The 16454-nt window shown below is 64.0% G+C and carries 17 protein-coding genes and 1 tRNA gene; 6 read left to right on the top strand and 12 right to left on the bottom strand.

Features of this window, described 5'->3' with window-relative positions; all coding sequences use genetic code 11:
• Positions 1-88 precede the first annotated feature (88 nt).
• The 3 genes from LUA85_RS14885 to ileS are packed head-to-tail and all read right to left on the bottom strand — an operon-like array spanning position 89 to position 4070.
• Positions 89-505, bottom strand: coding sequence for a DUF3035 domain-containing protein (locus tag LUA85_RS14885; protein ID WP_231471900.1), 417 nt, complete (start codon positions 503-505; stop codon positions 89-91).
• Positions 505-1038 (bottom strand): signal peptidase II, encoded by a 534-nt coding sequence (lspA, locus tag LUA85_RS14890; RefSeq protein ID WP_231471053.1) that lies wholly within the window; start codon positions 1036-1038, stop codon positions 505-507. Before lspA ends, LUA85_RS14885 begins: the two co-directional genes overlap by 1 nt.
• Positions 1035-4070 carry an isoleucine--tRNA ligase gene (ileS, locus tag LUA85_RS14895; protein ID WP_231471054.1) on the bottom strand — a complete coding sequence of 1012 codons (3036 nt, stop codon included), beginning with the start codon at positions 4068-4070 and terminating at the stop codon, positions 1035-1037. Before ileS ends, lspA begins: the two co-directional genes overlap by 4 nt.
• 101 nt (positions 4071-4171) lie before the next feature.
• Between ileS and LUA85_RS14900 the strand changes: the two genes are divergently transcribed.
• On the top strand, positions 4172-4636 hold the full coding sequence (locus LUA85_RS14900) for a cupin domain-containing protein (protein WP_231471055.1): 465 nt from the start codon (positions 4172-4174) through the stop codon (positions 4634-4636).
• Here LUA85_RS14900 and LUA85_RS14905 read toward each other — a convergent pair.
• Genes LUA85_RS14905 through LUA85_RS14935 form a run of 7 tightly spaced genes read right to left on the bottom strand, consistent with a single transcriptional unit; the run spans position 4633 to position 9730 of the window.
• Entirely contained in the window at positions 4633-5556 is a 924-nt protein-coding gene (locus LUA85_RS14905) for a bifunctional riboflavin kinase/FAD synthetase (protein ID WP_231471056.1), read from the bottom strand. The genes LUA85_RS14900 and LUA85_RS14905 overlap by 4 nt on opposite strands.
• Complete coding sequence (locus tag LUA85_RS14910) at positions 5553-6737, bottom strand: dipeptidase (protein WP_231471057.1); 1185 nt, start codon at positions 6735-6737, stop codon at positions 5553-5555. Before LUA85_RS14910 ends, LUA85_RS14905 begins: the two co-directional genes overlap by 4 nt.
• 6 nt (positions 6738-6743) lie before the next feature.
• Positions 6744-7238 (bottom strand): dihydrofolate reductase, encoded by a 495-nt coding sequence (locus LUA85_RS14915; RefSeq protein WP_231471058.1) that lies wholly within the window; start codon positions 7236-7238, stop codon positions 6744-6746.
• Positions 7235-8293 (bottom strand): 5-(carboxyamino)imidazole ribonucleotide synthase, encoded by a 1059-nt coding sequence (locus LUA85_RS14920; protein ID WP_231471059.1) that lies wholly within the window; start codon positions 8291-8293, stop codon positions 7235-7237. The genes LUA85_RS14915 and LUA85_RS14920 overlap by 4 nt, the downstream gene beginning before the upstream one ends.
• Positions 8290-8778, bottom strand: a complete 489-nt coding sequence (gene purE, locus LUA85_RS14925; protein WP_231471060.1) for a 5-(carboxyamino)imidazole ribonucleotide mutase — start codon at positions 8776-8778, stop codon at positions 8290-8292. The genes LUA85_RS14920 and purE overlap by 4 nt, the downstream gene beginning before the upstream one ends.
• A gap of 30 nt (positions 8779-8808) precedes the next feature.
• Positions 8809-9495 carry a 2,3-diphosphoglycerate-dependent phosphoglycerate mutase gene (gpmA, locus tag LUA85_RS14930; RefSeq protein ID WP_231471061.1) on the bottom strand — a complete coding sequence of 229 codons (687 nt, stop codon included), beginning with the start codon at positions 9493-9495 and terminating at the stop codon, positions 8809-8811.
• Positions 9496-9538: 43 nt separating this feature from the next.
• Complete coding sequence (locus tag LUA85_RS14935) at positions 9539-9730, bottom strand: hypothetical protein (RefSeq protein WP_231471062.1); 192 nt, start codon at positions 9728-9730, stop codon at positions 9539-9541.
• A 150-nt stretch (positions 9731-9880) separates the two neighbouring features.
• Between LUA85_RS14935 and LUA85_RS14940 the strand changes: the two genes are divergently transcribed.
• Positions 9881-9955 (top strand) — tRNA-Thr (locus LUA85_RS14940).
• An 18-nt stretch (positions 9956-9973) separates the two neighbouring features.
• Here LUA85_RS14940 and LUA85_RS14945 read toward each other — a convergent pair.
• Entirely contained in the window at positions 9974-10264 is a 291-nt protein-coding gene (locus LUA85_RS14945; RefSeq protein ID WP_231471063.1) for a GNAT family N-acetyltransferase, read from the bottom strand.
• 67 nt (positions 10265-10331) lie between these two features.
• Here LUA85_RS14945 and LUA85_RS14950 point away from each other — a divergent pair, with 67 nt between their 5' ends.
• A complete protein-coding gene (locus LUA85_RS14950) occupies positions 10332-11348 on the top strand; it encodes a low specificity L-threonine aldolase (protein WP_231471064.1) in 1017 nt (338 codons plus the stop codon).
• Positions 11345-12268 carry a DMT family transporter gene (locus LUA85_RS14955; protein WP_231471065.1) on the top strand — a complete coding sequence of 308 codons (924 nt, stop codon included), beginning with the start codon at positions 11345-11347 and terminating at the stop codon, positions 12266-12268. Before LUA85_RS14950 ends, LUA85_RS14955 begins: the two co-directional genes overlap by 4 nt.
• Here the strand turns inward: LUA85_RS14955 and LUA85_RS14960 are convergent.
• On the bottom strand, positions 12178-13020 hold the full coding sequence (locus LUA85_RS14960; protein ID WP_231471066.1) for an SDR family NAD(P)-dependent oxidoreductase: 843 nt from the start codon (positions 13018-13020) through the stop codon (positions 12178-12180). The genes LUA85_RS14955 and LUA85_RS14960 overlap by 91 nt on opposite strands.
• A 55-nt stretch (positions 13021-13075) precedes the next feature.
• Between LUA85_RS14960 and pepN the strand changes: the two genes are divergently transcribed.
• Both pepN and pgeF read left to right on the top strand, forming a co-directional pair.
• Positions 13076-15691, top strand: a complete 2616-nt coding sequence (gene pepN, locus LUA85_RS14965; protein ID WP_231471067.1) for an aminopeptidase N — start codon at positions 13076-13078, stop codon at positions 15689-15691.
• Entirely contained in the window at positions 15688-16452 is a 765-nt protein-coding gene (gene pgeF, locus LUA85_RS14970; RefSeq protein WP_231471068.1) for a peptidoglycan editing factor PgeF, read from the top strand. The genes pepN and pgeF overlap by 4 nt, the downstream gene beginning before the upstream one ends.
• The last annotated feature ends 2 nt before the right edge of the window (positions 16453-16454 follow it).

Raw genomic sequence — 16454 nt, forward strand, 5'->3', positions numbered from 1 at the left:
TCGATTGCGAACGACATAGCCGCCAAAGAAAAACCCCGCCGAAGCGAGGTTTTCCGGTATTCTTCGCGGTATATGCATTCCAGATCGGTCAGCCCGATACTGCCGCGGTTGCGGCCTGGCCATCGCCTTCGGGCGCAGCAAGAATATCGCGCACGACCTGGCCCTTGGCCACGGTCTGGGTATCGGGATCACCCACGGTCGAGCGGATCGATGCGGCAGCCGTACCTGCGCGGTTGATCGCATCGGTTTCCACGCCCGAACGCGCCGAAGGGCCGCCGAACAGCGCATCGAGCGCCTGGCGTCCGGCATCGGTATCCTGCGGGCGTGGCGCACCGGGGTTGGGCGGGGTAAGGCCGAAATCGGGCGGCACCACCAACGGCGCGGCGCGGGTCACCGCCATTTCATCAGGCCGGTCACGGTTAAGCAGCGAGCCGCCGCTGCTACCGCAGGCGGACAGCAATGTCGCCACCGGAACGACGAGGGCGAGGGCGGCAGCTTTACGCATCATGCATTCTCCGTGGCGGTAGTATCGCCGTTGTTGGGGCCGCCATCGTTCGGCTTTTCGCGCGATTTGAACGAACGGGCAAGCAGTATCAGGACGCCGAAGGTGATGGCAACGTCGGCAAGGTTGAATATCTGGAACGGTCGCCATGCGCCGATATGCAGATCGGCATAGTCGATCACATAGCCGTAGCTCAGCCGGTCGTAGATGTTGCCCAGCGCCCCGCCGAGCACCATTCCCAAGCCAAGAATATCGCCGCGCGCGGTCTCGCGCAGCATCCACACGAACACGCCCGCCGCGATCAGCCCGGTCATCACGATCAGCCCCAGTCGCATTTCCAGCGAAGTGGCCGAAAACATCCCGAATGAAACGCCGTAGTTTTCCGCATAGCGCAGATCGAACATCGGCAGCAGATCGATCACCCCGCGTTCGGGCAAGGCGAGTGTGCCGATCATCAGCAGTTTTACCGCGCGGTCGAGGGCGAACATGGCAAACGCCAGCGCCAGACCTTCAAGACGCGCGCGCCGGAGGATCATGCCGCCACGCCCGCGTCGATCTGCGTCACCACGTCCTCGCAGCGGCCACACAGGTCACCGTCCGCCGCAACTTCGGGCAGGAGCCGCCAGCAGCGGCCGCACTTGTGATCGGTGGAGCGTTCGACAGTCACATCACTGCCCTGCCCGCGCGTTACTGTCGCGGTGATGAACAGCTCTGCCAGATCGGCTTCCGGCGCGGATTCGGGCACGGTAACAACGGCTTCAAGACCCGAACCCAGCACCTTTTCACGGCGCAGCGGTTCGATGGCTTCGTTCACCGTCTGGCGCAAAGCGCGCAATTCGTTCCAGCGCGCTTCATCGACGCTGACCGCAGGAACATCCGGCCATTCCAGCAGATGCACACTGTCACTGCCCGGATAGCGCGAAGCCCAAACCTCTTCCGCCGTGAACACCAGTACCGGCGCGCCATAGCGCACCAACGCGTGGAACAGCATGTCGAGCACGGTGCGATAGGCCCGGCGCTTCGGATCAGTCGGCGCGTCGCAATAGAGGCTGTCCTTGCGGATATCGAAGAAGAACGCCGAGAGGTCCTCGTTGCAGAAATCGGTCAGCGCGCGGACATAAGTGTTATAGTCGAAGTCATCGACCGCCTGCCGCAGCGTGGCGTCCAGCTTGCCCAGCAGACCCAGCATGTACTGCTCAAGCTCCGGCATCTCTGCCACCAGCAGCCGCTCGTCCTCGCTGAAACCTTCCAGCGCGCCGAGCAGATAGCGATAAGTGTTGCGCAGCTTGCGGTACTGGTCGGCAACCCCCTGGAGGATCTCTTTGCCGATGCGGTGGTCTTCGGTGAAATCGACCGAGAGCGCCCAGAGCCGCAGGATATCCGCGCCATAATCGCGCATCAGATCAATCGGGCTGATCGTGTTGCCGAGCGACTTGGACATTTTCATGCCCTTCTGGTCCATCGTGAACCCGTGCGTCAGCACCGCATCATAAGGCGCGCGGCCCCGCGTGGCGCAGCTTTCCAGCAATGAGGACTGGAACCAGCCGCGATGCTGGTCCGACCCTTCGAGATAGAGGTTGGCAGGCCACGAAAGATCCGGCCAGCGTCCCGATTCCAGCACGAAGGCATGGGTGGAGCCGGAATCGAACCACACGTCGAGAATGTCGGTGACGCGCTCGTAATCGTCGAGCTTGTAGGCATCGCCGAGATAGTCCTGCGCGTGTTCTTCGTCCCACGCGTCCACGCCGCCCGCCATGACAGCCGCGACGATGCGCGCGTTGACTTGCGCGTCGGCGAGGTACTGCCCGGTCTTGCGATCAACGAACAGCGTGATCGGCACGCCCCACGCGCGCTGGCGCGACAGCACCCAGTCGGGGCGGCCTTCGACCATCGCACCGATACGATTGCGGCCCTTTTCGGGAACGAAGCGGGTGTTGGCGATGGCCTTGATCGCAACGTCCCTCAAAGTCCCCCTCCCGCTTGCGGGAGGGGTTAGGGGTGGGCTTGTTTCAGAGGCATCGCTGGCCGCCAGGCCCACCCCCGACCCCTCCCGCAAGCGGGAGGGGAGTTCACGATCCATCGGCACGAACCACTGCGGCGTGCAGCGATAGATCACCTTGGCCTTCGAGCGCCACGAATGCGGATAGGAATGCTTGTAATCCGCCGACGCCGCCAGCAGCCCGCCAGCCTCGCGCAGGGCCTCACAGATCGGACCATCGGGCGCGTTGAACTTGGGGTTGATGACCGAGCCCTGCCCGCCGAGCCAGCCCCAGTCCTCCCGATACTTGCCGTCGCCCAACACCGCGAACACCGGCTCGATCCCGTGCGCCTTGCACAACGCAAAGTCGTCCTCGCCATGATCGGGGGCCATGTGGACAAGGCCCGTGCCGCTGTCGGTCGTGACGAAATCGCCGGGGAGGAAAAGACGCGGCTTTGCGAAAAAGGCGAGGCTGCCCTCCCATTCGACGTCCCGCCTTACTTGTTCGTCATCCCCGCGAAGGCGGGGATCCAGTTCAGACGTTGCAACTGGATTCCCGCCTTCGCGGGAATGACGAAGGTAAGTGTAGATGGGGTGTTGTGCGATTGTCCCTGCGAGGTCGGAGCCTTTGCCGCGCCAGACACTCCCGTGATTAACCCAACGGCCGGGTTCCATGCGCTCAAGGCGTGAATAGAAAGCTTCTTGTAGCGCCGATGCAATTAAACATTTGCGCTCGTGAGTTTGCATAACCGGCACCGATTGACCGGGTTGCAACTCTGGCGCCAACGGGACGCGCGCAAGATCGAGCACAACATACTCAACCTCAGGCCCATAAGCCAAAGCTTGGTTCACCGGGATCGTCCACGGCGTCGTCGTCCAGATGACCGCATAAGCGCCCTTGAGCGCTTCAATCGGCGACTCAACAATCTCGAACGCCACATCCACCTGCGTGGAGACGATGTCCTCGTACTCGACCTCGGCCTCGGCCAGCGCGGTCTTTTCGACCGGCGACCACATCACCGGCTTGGCCCCGCGATAAAGCTGGCCGCTTTCCGCAAACTTCAGCAGTTCGCGCACGATGGTGCCCTCGGCTTGGCTATCCATCGTCAGGTAGGGGTTGTCCCAATCGCCATTGATGCCGAGGCGCTTCAATTGCTCGCGCTGCACATCGACCCACTTCTGAGCATAGGCGCGGCATTCGGCGCGGAATTCCTTTGGCGGAACCTCGTCCTTGTTCTTCTTTTTCTTGCGGTATTCCTCCTCGACCTTCCATTCGATCGGAAGGCCGTGGCAGTCCCAGCCGGGCACATAGGGCGCGTCCTTGCCCAGCAGCGTCTGGGTGCGGCAAACCATGTCTTTCAGGATATGGTTCAGCGCATGGCCGATGTGCATGTCGCCATTGGCATAGGGCGGGCCATCATGGAGGATGAACTTCTCGCGGCCTTTGCGCGCCTCGCGGACCTTCCGGTAAATGCCCTCATCCTGCCAGCGTTGCAGGATCACCGGCTCCTTCTGGGGCAGGCCAGCCTTCATCGGGAAATCGGTCTTCGGCAGGAAGACGGTCGGGCGGAAGTCGCGTGGTTCGGTCATGACGGCTGCGCACTAGAGCAAATGCGCGGCTTGTGGAAGTGGCGACGCCCTTGGCAAACCGCTATCGTGCGCGGGAATCCCGCGACCCTGAAGGAAAGCCTGTGCCGAAGATCGATCTCGACGCCATCCCGCAACGTAACACCACGGGGTATCCCGCGCCGTTCAACGCCGACGTTCAGGGCCGCTGGTATCGCAGGCTCGCGCCCGTGGCCGGGCTGACTGCGTTCGGGGCCAGCCATGTCGTGCTGAAACCGGGTGCATGGTCCAGCCAGCGCCACTGGCACCGCGACGAGGACGAACTGCTGGTGATGATCGCGGGCGAGGCCGTGCTGATCGAGGACGAGGGCCGGACCATCGTGCGCCCCGGCGATGTCGTCGCCTGGGCGATGGGCGTGGAAAACGGGCACCATCTTGTGAACGAAAGCGCCGAAGACTGCATGTTCGTGTGCATCAGCGGCGGGAACCGCGACGGCAGCGGTTCCTACCCGGATATCGACATGAAATTCGAAGGCGATGGCTACTTCCACAAGGACGGTACGCCCTACCCAACCGAGCGCATTCCTTAAGCCAGCAGCCGTCGCGCTTCTTCGCAATCGCGGGCGATTTGCGCCACCAGCGCGTCCAGCCCGTCGTACTTCGCTTCGGGGCGCAGGAAGTGGTGGAAGGCCACTTCGATTTCCTGCCCGTAGAGATCGCCGGAAAAATCGAAGAAGTGCGGCTCCAGCAGTTCCTTGGGCGGATCGAAAGTGGGGCGGATGCCGATATTGGCCGCGCCTTTCAGAATGCGCCCATCGGGCAGCCGCCCCGTCACCGCATAGATGCCATAGCGCGGGCGCAGATACGTGCCGATATCCAGATTGGCGGTCGGGAAGTTGATCGTGCGGCCCAGTTTGTCGCCATGCTGCACAAGGCCCCGGATCGCAAAAGGCCGCGTCAGCAGCCGCGAGGCGGTTTCGCAATCGCCGGATTTCAGGGCATTGCGGATGCGGCTGGATGAAACCGCCTCGCCCGCCAGCGTCACCGCGCCTACCGCCTTCGCGCGCAGGCCCACGGTAGCGCCATGCTCCGCCAGCACTTGTGGATTGCCGCTGCGGCCCTTGCCGAAGGTGAAATCGTCCCCCGTCACCACGCCCACAGCGCCAAGGTGGCCGACCAGTCCCTGCTCGATCCAGTCCTGCGCGGTCATCCCCGCCACGTCTGCGCCGAAGTGGATCACCAGAATCGCATCGGCCCCCGCCGCTGCGAACAGTTCCTCGCGCTGGGCCAGCGTGGTCAGCCGAAACGGGGCTGAATCGAGCACGAAATATCGCACCGGATGCGGATCGAACGTGGCGACGATGGCCGGGCGGCCTTCCGCCTTTGCCCAGCGGATCGCTTCACCCACCACGGCCTGATGGCCAAGGTGAAACCCGTCAAAGTTGCCGAGGGCAACGATCCCGCCGCGCAGATGCGCGGGCACGGGTTCCAGACTGTTAAGCCGAATCACTCTTGCTCGCCCCCCTGCGGCAGGATTCCGGCGCGGATTACCCGCAAGGCGTTTTGTCCCATCACCAGGCGTATGTCATCTTCGCTGAAACCTTCGTCAAGCAGCGCTTGCGTCACCTGCTCAAGCTGTGCGGTATCGAAGCGCGTTGTCACCGCCCCATCGAAGTCGCTGCCGAGCGCCACGAACCGTACGCCCACAAGATCGCGGACATGCCTCATCGCCCGTGCCACCGCGCGCGGCGAGGTATCGCAGATCGCCGCGTCCCAATAGCCGATGCCCACCACGCCGCCGCTGCGGGCAATGCCGCGGATCTCGTTGTCGGTCAGGTTGCGGTTGACCTTGCAGGTTGCCTGCACCCCGCCGTGGCTGGAAACCACCGGCCTGCGCGCCATCGCCAGCACTTGTGCAACGCCGGGGTGTGAAAGGTGGGCGATATCCACGATCATGCCCTTCGCTTCCATCGCGCGCACGATCTGCTGTCCGAACGGCGTCAGCCCGCCCTTGCCCAGCCCGTGCATGGACCCGGCCAGTTCATTGTCGAAGAAATGCGTCAGGCTCGCCATACTGAACCCTGCGGCATACAGCCGGTCAAGGTTTTCCGCCTTGCCTTCCAGATCGTGCAGCCCTTCGACCGATAGCAGCGCGCCCACCGGCCCACCGTTCGCGCCGCGACTGGCCAGCAGCCTGTCCAGCGACGACCGATCTGCGATCTTGAGCAACTGGCCCTGCGATCCGGCCACCGCCCGGTCCAGCTTGTGGCCGTGCCACAACGATCGCTCGACCAGCGAATTCCACGTACGGACCGGCTGCATCTGCGCCACCGCCAGCGGCGTAATGGTATCGCTGTCAGCGCCATTGGCGTCGTAATTGAGGCCCGAAGGCGATTTGGTGACTGACGAGAACACTTGCAGCGCGACGTTCCCGTCGATCAGGCGCGGCAGGTCCATATGGCCGTGGCTGGCACGGTCGGTCAGGTTGCGCCGCCACATCAGCGTATCGGAATGCAGGTCCACGATGGTCAGCGTGCCGTGCAGCGCCTTCGCCTGCGCGCTGACGGCAAGCAGCGGCTGGCCATCGATCACGTTCATCCGCTTTTCAACCATCGCGGGAAGCGGGCCGACCACGAACAGCACGGCAAAGCACACCGCAAAGACCACGCCCCAGCCGATCTTGCCGCGCATCGCCGGTTACCCCTTCCTGCGCCGCAGGGTCACGAAAGCGTGGGCAGGCCTGTCGTCCACTGCACCGTGCTCCTCGCGCATGACCTCGTTCCATTCGGACCCAAGCGGCGGCATCACGGTATCGCCCTCGAAATTCCCGCGAACTTCGGTCAATTCCACGGTTTCGGCAAACGGCAGAAACTGGCGATATATCTCTGCCCCGCCGACCACCGCCACCGCGCCGGGTCCGGCAAGCGCCAGCGCGCCTTCGACGCTGGTGGCAACTTCGGCGCCTTCGGCCCGCCAGCCTTCGTCGCGCGTGAGCACGATATGGCGGCGCCCCGGCAGGAGGCCAGGCAGGCTTTCGAACGTCTTTCGCCCCATGATCATCGGCTTGCCAAGGGTCAGCGCCTTGAAGCGCCGGAGGTCTGCCGGGAGCCGCCAGGGCAGGGCATTATCCCGCCCGATCACGCCATTATCAGCGCGGGCATAGATCAGGAACAGGCCTTCATGGACCGTCACAACGCCAGCCGGGTGACGTGGCCCATCTTGCGGCCCGGACGCACCGCCGCCTTGCCATACAAGTGCAGGTGATTGGCCGGGTCCGAAAGGATCGCAGGCCAATCGTGGGCATCGTCGCCGATCAGATTGTCCATCACCACGCCCTTTGCCGCCAGCGCGGTCGATCCCAGCGGCAGCCCGCAGATCGCGCGAACGTGATTTTCGAACTGGCTGGTGAGCGCGCCCTCGATGGTCCAGTGCCCCGAATTGTGCACACGCGGGGCCATCTCGTTGAACACCGGGCCGTCTGCCGTTGCGAAGAATTCGAGCGTCAGCACCCCGACATAATCCAGCGCATCGGCCACTCTGGCGGCCAGCGCGCGGGCGTCGTCCACTTGATCGAGGATGACCTGTGATGCGGGCACAGTCGACCGATCGAGAATGCCGTTCTTGTGCACGTTTTCCGCCGAATCCCAGAACCGCACTTCACCCGCCGAGGTACGCACCAGAATCACCGAAAATTCCGCCGCAAACGTGACGAAACCTTCGTAAATCTGCGGGACTTGCACCAGTTCCAGCGCATCGGCATCCGCGGGAGCCATGATCCGCCACTGGCCCTTGCCATCATAACCATCGCGCCGCGTCTTGAGGATGCCCGGCGCACCGATCTTTGCCACCGCGGCTTTCAGGTCATCCAAGGTTTCAACCGTCGCCCACGGTGCAGGCCGTCCACCCAGCGCTTCAACGAAGGTCTTCTCGTTCACCCGGTCCTGCGCCACTTCCAGCGCATAGGCTGGCGGGTGCAACCGTGCGTGCGGCGCAATCGCGCCCAGTGGCCCGGCGGCGACGTTCTCGAACTCGTAAGTCACCACAGCGCACTGGCTTGCGAACGCAGACAGTGCGGCCTCGTCGTCGAACGCGCCTTGCGTGAAGGCGGCACAGACATCGGCGGCAATCGGATCGCCTTCGGGGGCATAGACGTGGCAGCGATAGCCAAGGTTTGCCGCCGCCAGCGCGATCATCCGGCCCAGCTGGCCGCCGCCCAGAATGCCAATCGTCTCGCCAGGAGGGATCATCCGACGGGCTTCTCCGCAACGGAATCGGTCTGCGCTGTGCGGAAGGCGATCAATCGCCCAGCCAGTGCCTCGTCAGAGGTTGCCAGGATCGATGCCGCCAGAATGCCCGCGTTGGTCGCGCCCGGAACGCCGATGGCCAGTGTGCCTACCGGAATGCCGCCGGGCATCTGGACGATGGACAATAGTGAATCCATGCCCTTCAGCGCCTTGGATTCCACCGGCACACCCAGCACCGGCAGATGCGTCATCGATGCGATCATGCCCGGCAGGTGCGCCGCGCCGCCAGCACCCGCGATGATGACCCTGAAGCCTCCAAGATGCGCGCCCTTGGCAAAGCTCACCAGCCGGTCGGGCGTGCGGTGGGCCGAAACGATGCGGCATTCATGCCCCACGCCCAGCTTTTCCAGCACGGCGGCGGCATTCTTCATCGTTTCCCAGTCAGACTGGCTGCCCATCACGATGGCAACTACCGGCTTTTGCATCATTCCCGCCCCTTCAAGGCCTTTTCGCAGAATTCAGCGCTCCGACAGGTAATAGCGCTCGATCTCGGCCAGATTGTCGTCAAGTTCATAGACGATCGGCTGTCCGGTCGGGATTTCAAGCCCGGTGATGTCCTCGTCGGAAATGCCGGAAAGGTGCTTCACCAGCGCGCGCAACGAATTGCCATGCGCCGATACGATCACGGTTTCCCCGGCTTTCAGCGCAGGCGCGATCTTCTCTTCCCAGCACGGCAGAACACGCGCGATCGTGTCCTTCAGGCTTTCGGTCGCAGGCACTGCAATCCCGGCATAGCGCGGATCGGACGCGAGATCGAATTCGCTGCCCGCTTCCAGCGGCGGCGGCGGAATGTCGAAGCTGCGGCGCCAGACTTTCACCTGATCGTCGCCATGCTTCGCCGCCGTCTCGGCCTTGTCCAGCCCGGTCAGGCCGCCATAGTGGCGCTCGTTCAGGCGCCAGTCCTTGTCCTCGGCCACCCACAGGCGACCGGCCGCTTCCAGCGCCAGATGCAGCGTCTTGATCGCGCGGGTCTGCAAGGAGGTGAACGCCACGGTCGGCAGCATGCCCTTGTCCTTGAGCAACTGGCCCGCGGCAAAGGCTTCGGCAGCGCCCTTTTCGGTCACGTCGACATCCCACCATCCGGTGAAACGATTTTCGAGGTTCCATTGCGACTGGCCGTGACGGATCAGGATCAGGCGGGGCATCGGGTCATCCTGTGCTGTTGATGAATTTCACCGCGCCCTAGCGTCACCCCGCCGACTTGGAAAGGCCGCTTTCCAGCGAACCGGCGGATTCGGCCGACGATTCGGCCTCACCCGGATCGGGGCCGCGCCCGATCTTGTCCAGCGCCCGCGCTTGTGCCTTGCGCCGCTTGAGGTTTTCGCGAAGACGCGCTGCCAGGCGCTCGTCCCGGCTCAATGAAGGTTTGGTCTCGGCCATCTCGCGTGGCACCCTGCCGTCCGCGCCAAAGTCGTGCAAGACTTAACCTTCAACCCCGCTTGACAAAGCATCCCCCCACCGCCATTAGCCCGCCCCTGCCCACCCCGCCCGTTCGCGGCCAACGGGGTCTGGCAGTTTTGGAAATGGTGTGCTGCTGTAGCTCAGTGGTAGAGCGCATCCTTGGTAAGGCTGAGGTCGGGAGTTCAATCCTCCCCAGCAGCACCATTTCCATCCCTCAAAAGTTCACGCCCGCAAGTCCGCCCATTCCGGGTGGCGGCGGAATGCGGCCTCGACGTAGCTGCACTGCGGCACGATCTTGTAACCAAACTTGCGCGCATCCTCGATCAGCGCCTCGACCAGCCTGGCAGCAACCCCGCGCCCACCGATCTCCGGCGGAACCAGCGTGTGGTCGGCGATCACCACATCGCCCTTCTGGCTGTAGGTCAGTCGGCCGATTGCTTCGCTCCCTTCGACTTTCGCGTGGTATTCGCCGCGCGCACCCTGATCGAAGTGGGTGATCACAATATCCGACATCGCTTATTCTCCTTGCCCCAACGTCCCTGCTTGACCCGTAACGCACCCACCGACATTGCGGTTTCCGATGAAATTCTTCTCCGACAATGCCGCCGCTGTCCACCCGCGCGTGTGGGAAGCCATGCACGCCGCCGATACACCCGATTCGGGTTATGACGGCGATGCCTGGTCGCGCGCGCTGGACGATGCCTTTTCCGACCTGTTCGGCACGGAATGCACCGCCCTGTGGGTTGCCACGGGCACCGCCGCCAATTGCCTTGCGCTGGCGGCCATGGTCCCGCCCCATGGTGGCGTGGTTTGCCACCGCGAGGCGCATATCGAAATGGACGAAGGCGGCGCACCGGGCTTCTACACGCATGGGGCCAAGCTGATGCTGGCAGAAGGCGAAGGCGCGAAGCTGTCGCCCGATGCCATCCGCGCCGTGATCGATCCCATCCGCGACGACGTTCACCAGGTCCAGCCCCACGCCATCTCGATCACGCAGGCGACAGAATACGGCCGGGTCTACACGCCGTCGCAAGTCGCCGAGATCGGCTCGCTGGCGCAAGGCCGTGCCCTTGGCCTGCACATGGATGGCGCGCGCTTTGCCAATGCCGTGGCGCATCTGGGCTGCCACCCCGCCGAACTGACCGCGCAGGCCGGCGTCGACGTGCTCAGCTTCGGCTGCGTCAAGAACGGCGGGATGAATGCCGAGGCGCTGGTGTTCTTCGATAGCGAACTGGCTGACGTGGTGCGCTATCGCCGGAAGCGCGCCGGACACCTGCAATCGAAGGGCCGCTACCTCGCCGCGCAGGTCCTCGCCATGATCGAAGGCGATCTGTGGCTGGAAAATGCCCGCGCCGCCAATGCCGCGGCCCAGGAAATCGCCAGCGCCTGCGGATCGCGCGTGTTTCATCCGGTTGAGGCGAACGAAATCTTCATGGTCCTGTCACCCGCGGAACAGGCCAGCTTGCGCCAGCAGGGCTTCGATTTCTACGATTGGACTGCCCCTGCAGGCACCCCCGGCGCGGCCAGGCTCGTCGCCGCATGGAACAGCGATCCGGCACACGTTGCTGCGCTATCCCGCGCGATCGCGGCATTATGAGCGAACAGGAGTTGCCCGGTCAGGCGCGCTTCTGGCAATGGAGCGTTGCGGGGCCGTTCATTCTGGTCGCGCTGATCTGGGGTTCGACCTGGCTGGTCATCAAGGACCAGGTCGGCAGCGTTCCGCCCAGTTGGTCGGTCACATGGCGGTTCATCGTGGCCGCTATCGGCATGGCAGTGCTGGCCTTTGTCCGGCGGGAATCCCTTCGCATAGATCGTGCCGGTCTGCGCATCGCCGCGCTGGTCGGCCTCACGCAGTTCGCGATGAACTTCCAGTTTGTCTATCGTGCCGAACAGCACCTGACATCTGGCATCGTCGCGGTCCTGTTTGCGCTGCTGCTGGTGCCCAATGCACTGCTGGCGTGGGTGTGGCTGAAGCAACCTGTGACGCGCGGATTCGCTGTCGGGTCGGCAATTGCAGGCGCGGGCATTGCCTTGCTTCTGCTGCACGAATATCGCATGGCGCCGCCTGAAGGCAAAGTCATTGTCGGCATTGCGCTTACCACCGCCGCCCTGTTCAGCGCCTCGACCGCAAACGTGCTGCAATCCAGCAACGGCGCGCGGCGCCAACCGATGATCCCGCTGCTCACGTGGGCCATGGTGATGGGAGCGACGCTGGACGGCCTGTTTGCGTGGGCTATCGAAGGCCCGCCGCAGTTCGATACCCGGCCCGGCTACATCCTGGGTGTGCTCTACCTCGGCCTGATCGGTTCGGTCGTCACCTTCCCGCTCTATTTCCGCCTGTTGCAACGTCTCGGAGCCGGTCGCGGCGCCTATAACGGCGTGCTGGTTCCAGTGATCGCGATGGTCCTCTCAACCCTGTTCGAGGGCTATCGCTGGTCGCTGCTGGCAGCCGCGGGGTCGGCGCTGGCGATGGTCGGGCTGGTCCTGGCGCTCAAGGCGCGCAAGCCCTCGCGGTAAGTCGGGAACGCGGGTCTCCAGCCAAGCAGGCGCCTGGCCTTGCCGTTCGCCACCCGCCGGTTCTCGGCATAGAACGCCAGTGCCATCGGGGAAAGGTCCGCCTGCTCCAGCGATTGCATCGGCGGTGGCGCGCGCCCCAGCAACCGCGCCGCTTCCTCGATCACCGTGTTCTGGCTGCATGGCAGGTCATCGGCCAGATTGTAGGCTCCGGCAGAGCCGCCGAACGATGCGATCACACCGCTGGCGATGTCGTCCACATGGAGACGGCTGAACACCTGATCGGGAATGGCAATGCGATGCGCCCTGCCCTCGATCACGCGATCCAGCGCGCTGCGCCCCGGACCGTAGATGCCGGGCAGGCGCAGCACCGTTGCGCCCCGCCCCAGCCACGCCAGGTCCGCAGCGGCGCGCGCCGTCCGGCGGCCCAGCCCGACTGGCGCACCCTCATCCACCCATGCCCCATCCGCATCGCCATACACCCCGGTGGAGGAAAGATAACCCATCCATTGCCCGCTAAATCCTGCGATATCAGCGCCATAGCGATCCAGCACAGGATCGCCCCCGCCGCGCATGGGCGGCACCGAAGACAGAACATGCGTCGCCTCGCCCAGCGCGGCGCGCACTGTCGCCTCATCGGCAAAGGCAATATCGCCCGCGCTTCCGGTTCCGCGCACAAGCCAGCCCATCGCGCGCAGCCGTCCCGCCAGCACTTGCGCCGTATACCCCATTCCGAAAATCAGCATCTGGTTCATCGAAAGACTCATAACCGCGATTGCCGCTTGGCGCACGGGTTCCTAAGTTGGGTACATGAACGATCTGTCCAGCGCACCATTCGCCCCGTCGCCCGTGATTCACCGCGCGGACTATCGCCCGCCCGAATGGCTGGTTCCCGAAATCGCGCTCGATTTCGCGCTTTCACTCGATGCAACGCGCGTCCAATCGGTGTTGAAAGTGCGCCGGAACCCCGCGGGCGCTGGCGCTTCACCGTTGCGCCTGAACGGCGAAGGCATTGAACCGAAGTCCATTTCTGTCGACGGCCACCCGCATAACGACTGGAGGATGGACGGCGCCGACCTCGTGATCGACCTGCCGGGGAACGCGCACGACGTGGGCATCGAGACGCTGGTCAATCCTGCCGCCAACACCCAGCTTTCAGGGCTTTACGCATCCAACGGCCTGTTGTGCACCCAGTGCGAGGCCGAGGGCTTCCGCCGCATCACCTTCTTCCCCGACCGGCCTGACGTGCTCTCGGTCTATTCCGTGCGGATGAGTGGCGAAAAGGCTGCGTTTCCAGTGCTTTTGTCCAACGGCAACCCGATAGCGTCGGGTGACGGCGGCGACGGTACGCACTGGGCGGAATGGCACGACCCCTGGCCCAAGCCGAGCTACCTGTTCGCCCTGGTCGCGGGCGATCTGGTGGCCAATCGCGATAGTTTCACAACGATTTCAGGGCGCAAGGTCAACCTTGCGATCTATGTCCGCGCGGGTGACGAAGGCCGCACCGACCATGCCATGCGCTCGCTCATCGCGTCGATGAAGTGGGACGAGGACGTCTACGGCCGCGAATATGACCTTGATGATTTCAACATCGTCGCGGTCAGCGATTTCAACGCGGGCGCGATGGAGAACAAGGGCCTCAACGTCTTCAACACGCGCTATATTCTGGCCGATCCCGAAACCGCGACCGATGGCGATTACGACGCGGTAGAGGGCGTGGTCGCGCACGAATATTTCCACAACTGGTCGGGCAACCGCGTGACCTGCCGCGACTGGTTCCAGCTAAGCCTCAAGGAAGGCTTCACTGTCCTGAGAGATCAGCAGTTCAGCGCGGATCGCGGGTCTGCGCCGGTCAAGCGAATCGAGGACGTGCGGATTTTGCGCGCGGCGCAGTTCCCTGAGGATTCAGGGCCGCTGGCGCACCCCATCCGGCCCGATTCCTATCAGGAAATCAGCAACTTCTATACGGCCACCGTCTATAACAAGGGCGCTGAAGTCATCCGCATGATGACCGTGCTGACCGGCATGGAGCGCTTCCTGAAAGGCACGACGCTGTACTTCGATCGCCATGACGGCGAAGCAGCGACTTGCGAGGACTTCGTTCAAGCCATTGAAGATGGAGCGGAAATCGACCTCAAGCAGTTCCGCCGCTGGTATGAACAGGCTGGCACCCCCAAGGTGGGCGTCACGATGGGGTATGAGGGAGGTAAGGTAACCCTTACCCTGTCTCAGACGATGAATCCCACCCCCGGCCAGCCGATCAAGCAGCCGATGGTCATCCCGCTGCGCACCGCGCTGTTCGACCGCGCTACCGGCAAGCATCAGGGTGAACAATTGCTGGTCCTCGACCAGCCCCAACAGACCTTCACTTTCGAAGGCTTTTCCGCGCTGCCGGTGCTGTCCATCAATCGTGGATTCTCCGCGCCAGTCGAAGTCACCGCCCCGATCACGGCGGACGATCTGGTGTTCCTCGCCGCGCACGATGACAATCCCTTCGCCCGCTATGAAGCGATGCAGCAGTTGATCGTGCGCCATCTGGTGGCCGCCATTTCAGGCGTCATGTCGGATGCAGAGCGCGCTGCCGGGCGCGGTGCCATCGGCGATGCGATGGGCGCGATTCTGGATGATGCCGCGCTGGACGATCTGATGCGCGGCGAACTGCTGATCCTGCCGGGTGAGGCCTATCTGGCCGAGCAACTGACCCGCGCCGATCCCACGCGTATCTTTGCCGAGCGCGAGGGATTGAAGCGCTGGCTGGGCGAGACATTGCAGGACAAATGGCTGGCGCTGCATGACCGTTGCAGCGCGGTGCCCTACAGCCTTGAGGCTGCCGCGCGGGGGGCGCGAAAATTGAAGACGCAGGCGCTGGTCTATCTTGCGCCCGCCCATCCAGCCGAAGCCGCGCGCCGTGCAAAGGCGCAGTATGACACCGCGACCAACATGACCGACCGCCAATCGGCGCTGATGGTGCTGTGCAGCCTGGATTGCCCGGAGCGCGAGGCTGCGCTGGCCGATTTCCATGCGCGGTTCGATGGCAACATGCTGGTGATCGACAAGTGGTTTTCGCTTCAGGCGGGATCACTGCACCCCCAGGCCACCGAGCACGTCAAGGCCTTGAGCCGGCATGGCGATTTCACCCTGACCAACCCCAACCGCGTCCGCGCGCTGTGGATGGCCTATGCCGTGAATGCACAGGCGTTTCACAAGGAGGGCGGGGAAGGCTATCGTCTGATCGCGGACCTGATCCTTGCGCTCGATCCGATCAACGGCAACGTGGCGGCGCGCTTCGTGCCCCCGCTGGGCCGCTGGAAGAAGGTGGACGAGGGCCGCGCCGCACTTATGCGCGCGGAACTGGAGCGGATTGCGGCTGAGCCTTCGCTTTCGCGCGATGTGCGCGAACAGGTGACCAAGAGTCTGGAGGGATGAGCGTCGAGGCGCTGACGCATCCTCTGCTGGCGGGCGCGGCGCATGGCTTTCTGGGTCGGCGTGGCGGGTTGAGCGCGGGGGGCCTTGCGGGGCTGAATGTCAGCTATAGCGAGGACGATCCGGCGCTGACCGCGCAAAACCGCGCGCTTGCGGTCCAGGCGGTGCTGCCGGGTGGCATTTTGCAAACGTGCTACCAAATCCATTCGGCCGATGTGGTGACAGTGACCGAGCCATGGACCGATATCGACCGCCCCAGGGCCGATGCGCTGGTCACCGATCGTCCCGGCATGGTTCTCGGCGTGTTGACCGCAGACTGCGCGCCGGTGCTGTTCCACGATTCCAGCGCGGGCGTTGTCGGCGCGGCCCATGCAGGATGGAAGGGCGCGTTCACCGGGGTCACCGATGCTACACTGGACGCGATGGAAGCCTTGGGCGCGACCCGCGCGAACATCGCCGCCGTGGTCGGCCCGTGCATCGCGCAGAAAAGCTACGAAGTGGACACGGCGTTTGAGACCCGCTTCCTCGAACAGTCGCCCGAAAACGAACGCTTCTTCCGCGCCGGGTCCGAAGGCCATGCGTGGTTCGACCTCGAAGGCTATGTCGCTTCGCGCCTGCGCGATGCGGGCGTCGGCAAGGTCGGCATGCTGGGCGAGGATACTTATGCGCAAGAAGGCCGCTTCTATTCCTTCCGCCGCGCCACGCACCGCCATGAGGCAAGCTATGGGCGGCAGATCTCGCTGATCGGGCTTGCCGCAGTTTGATG

The organism is Novosphingobium sp. CECT 9465 (assembly GCF_920987055.1).
Classification (GTDB): domain Bacteria; phylum Pseudomonadota; class Alphaproteobacteria; order Sphingomonadales; family Sphingomonadaceae; genus Novosphingobium.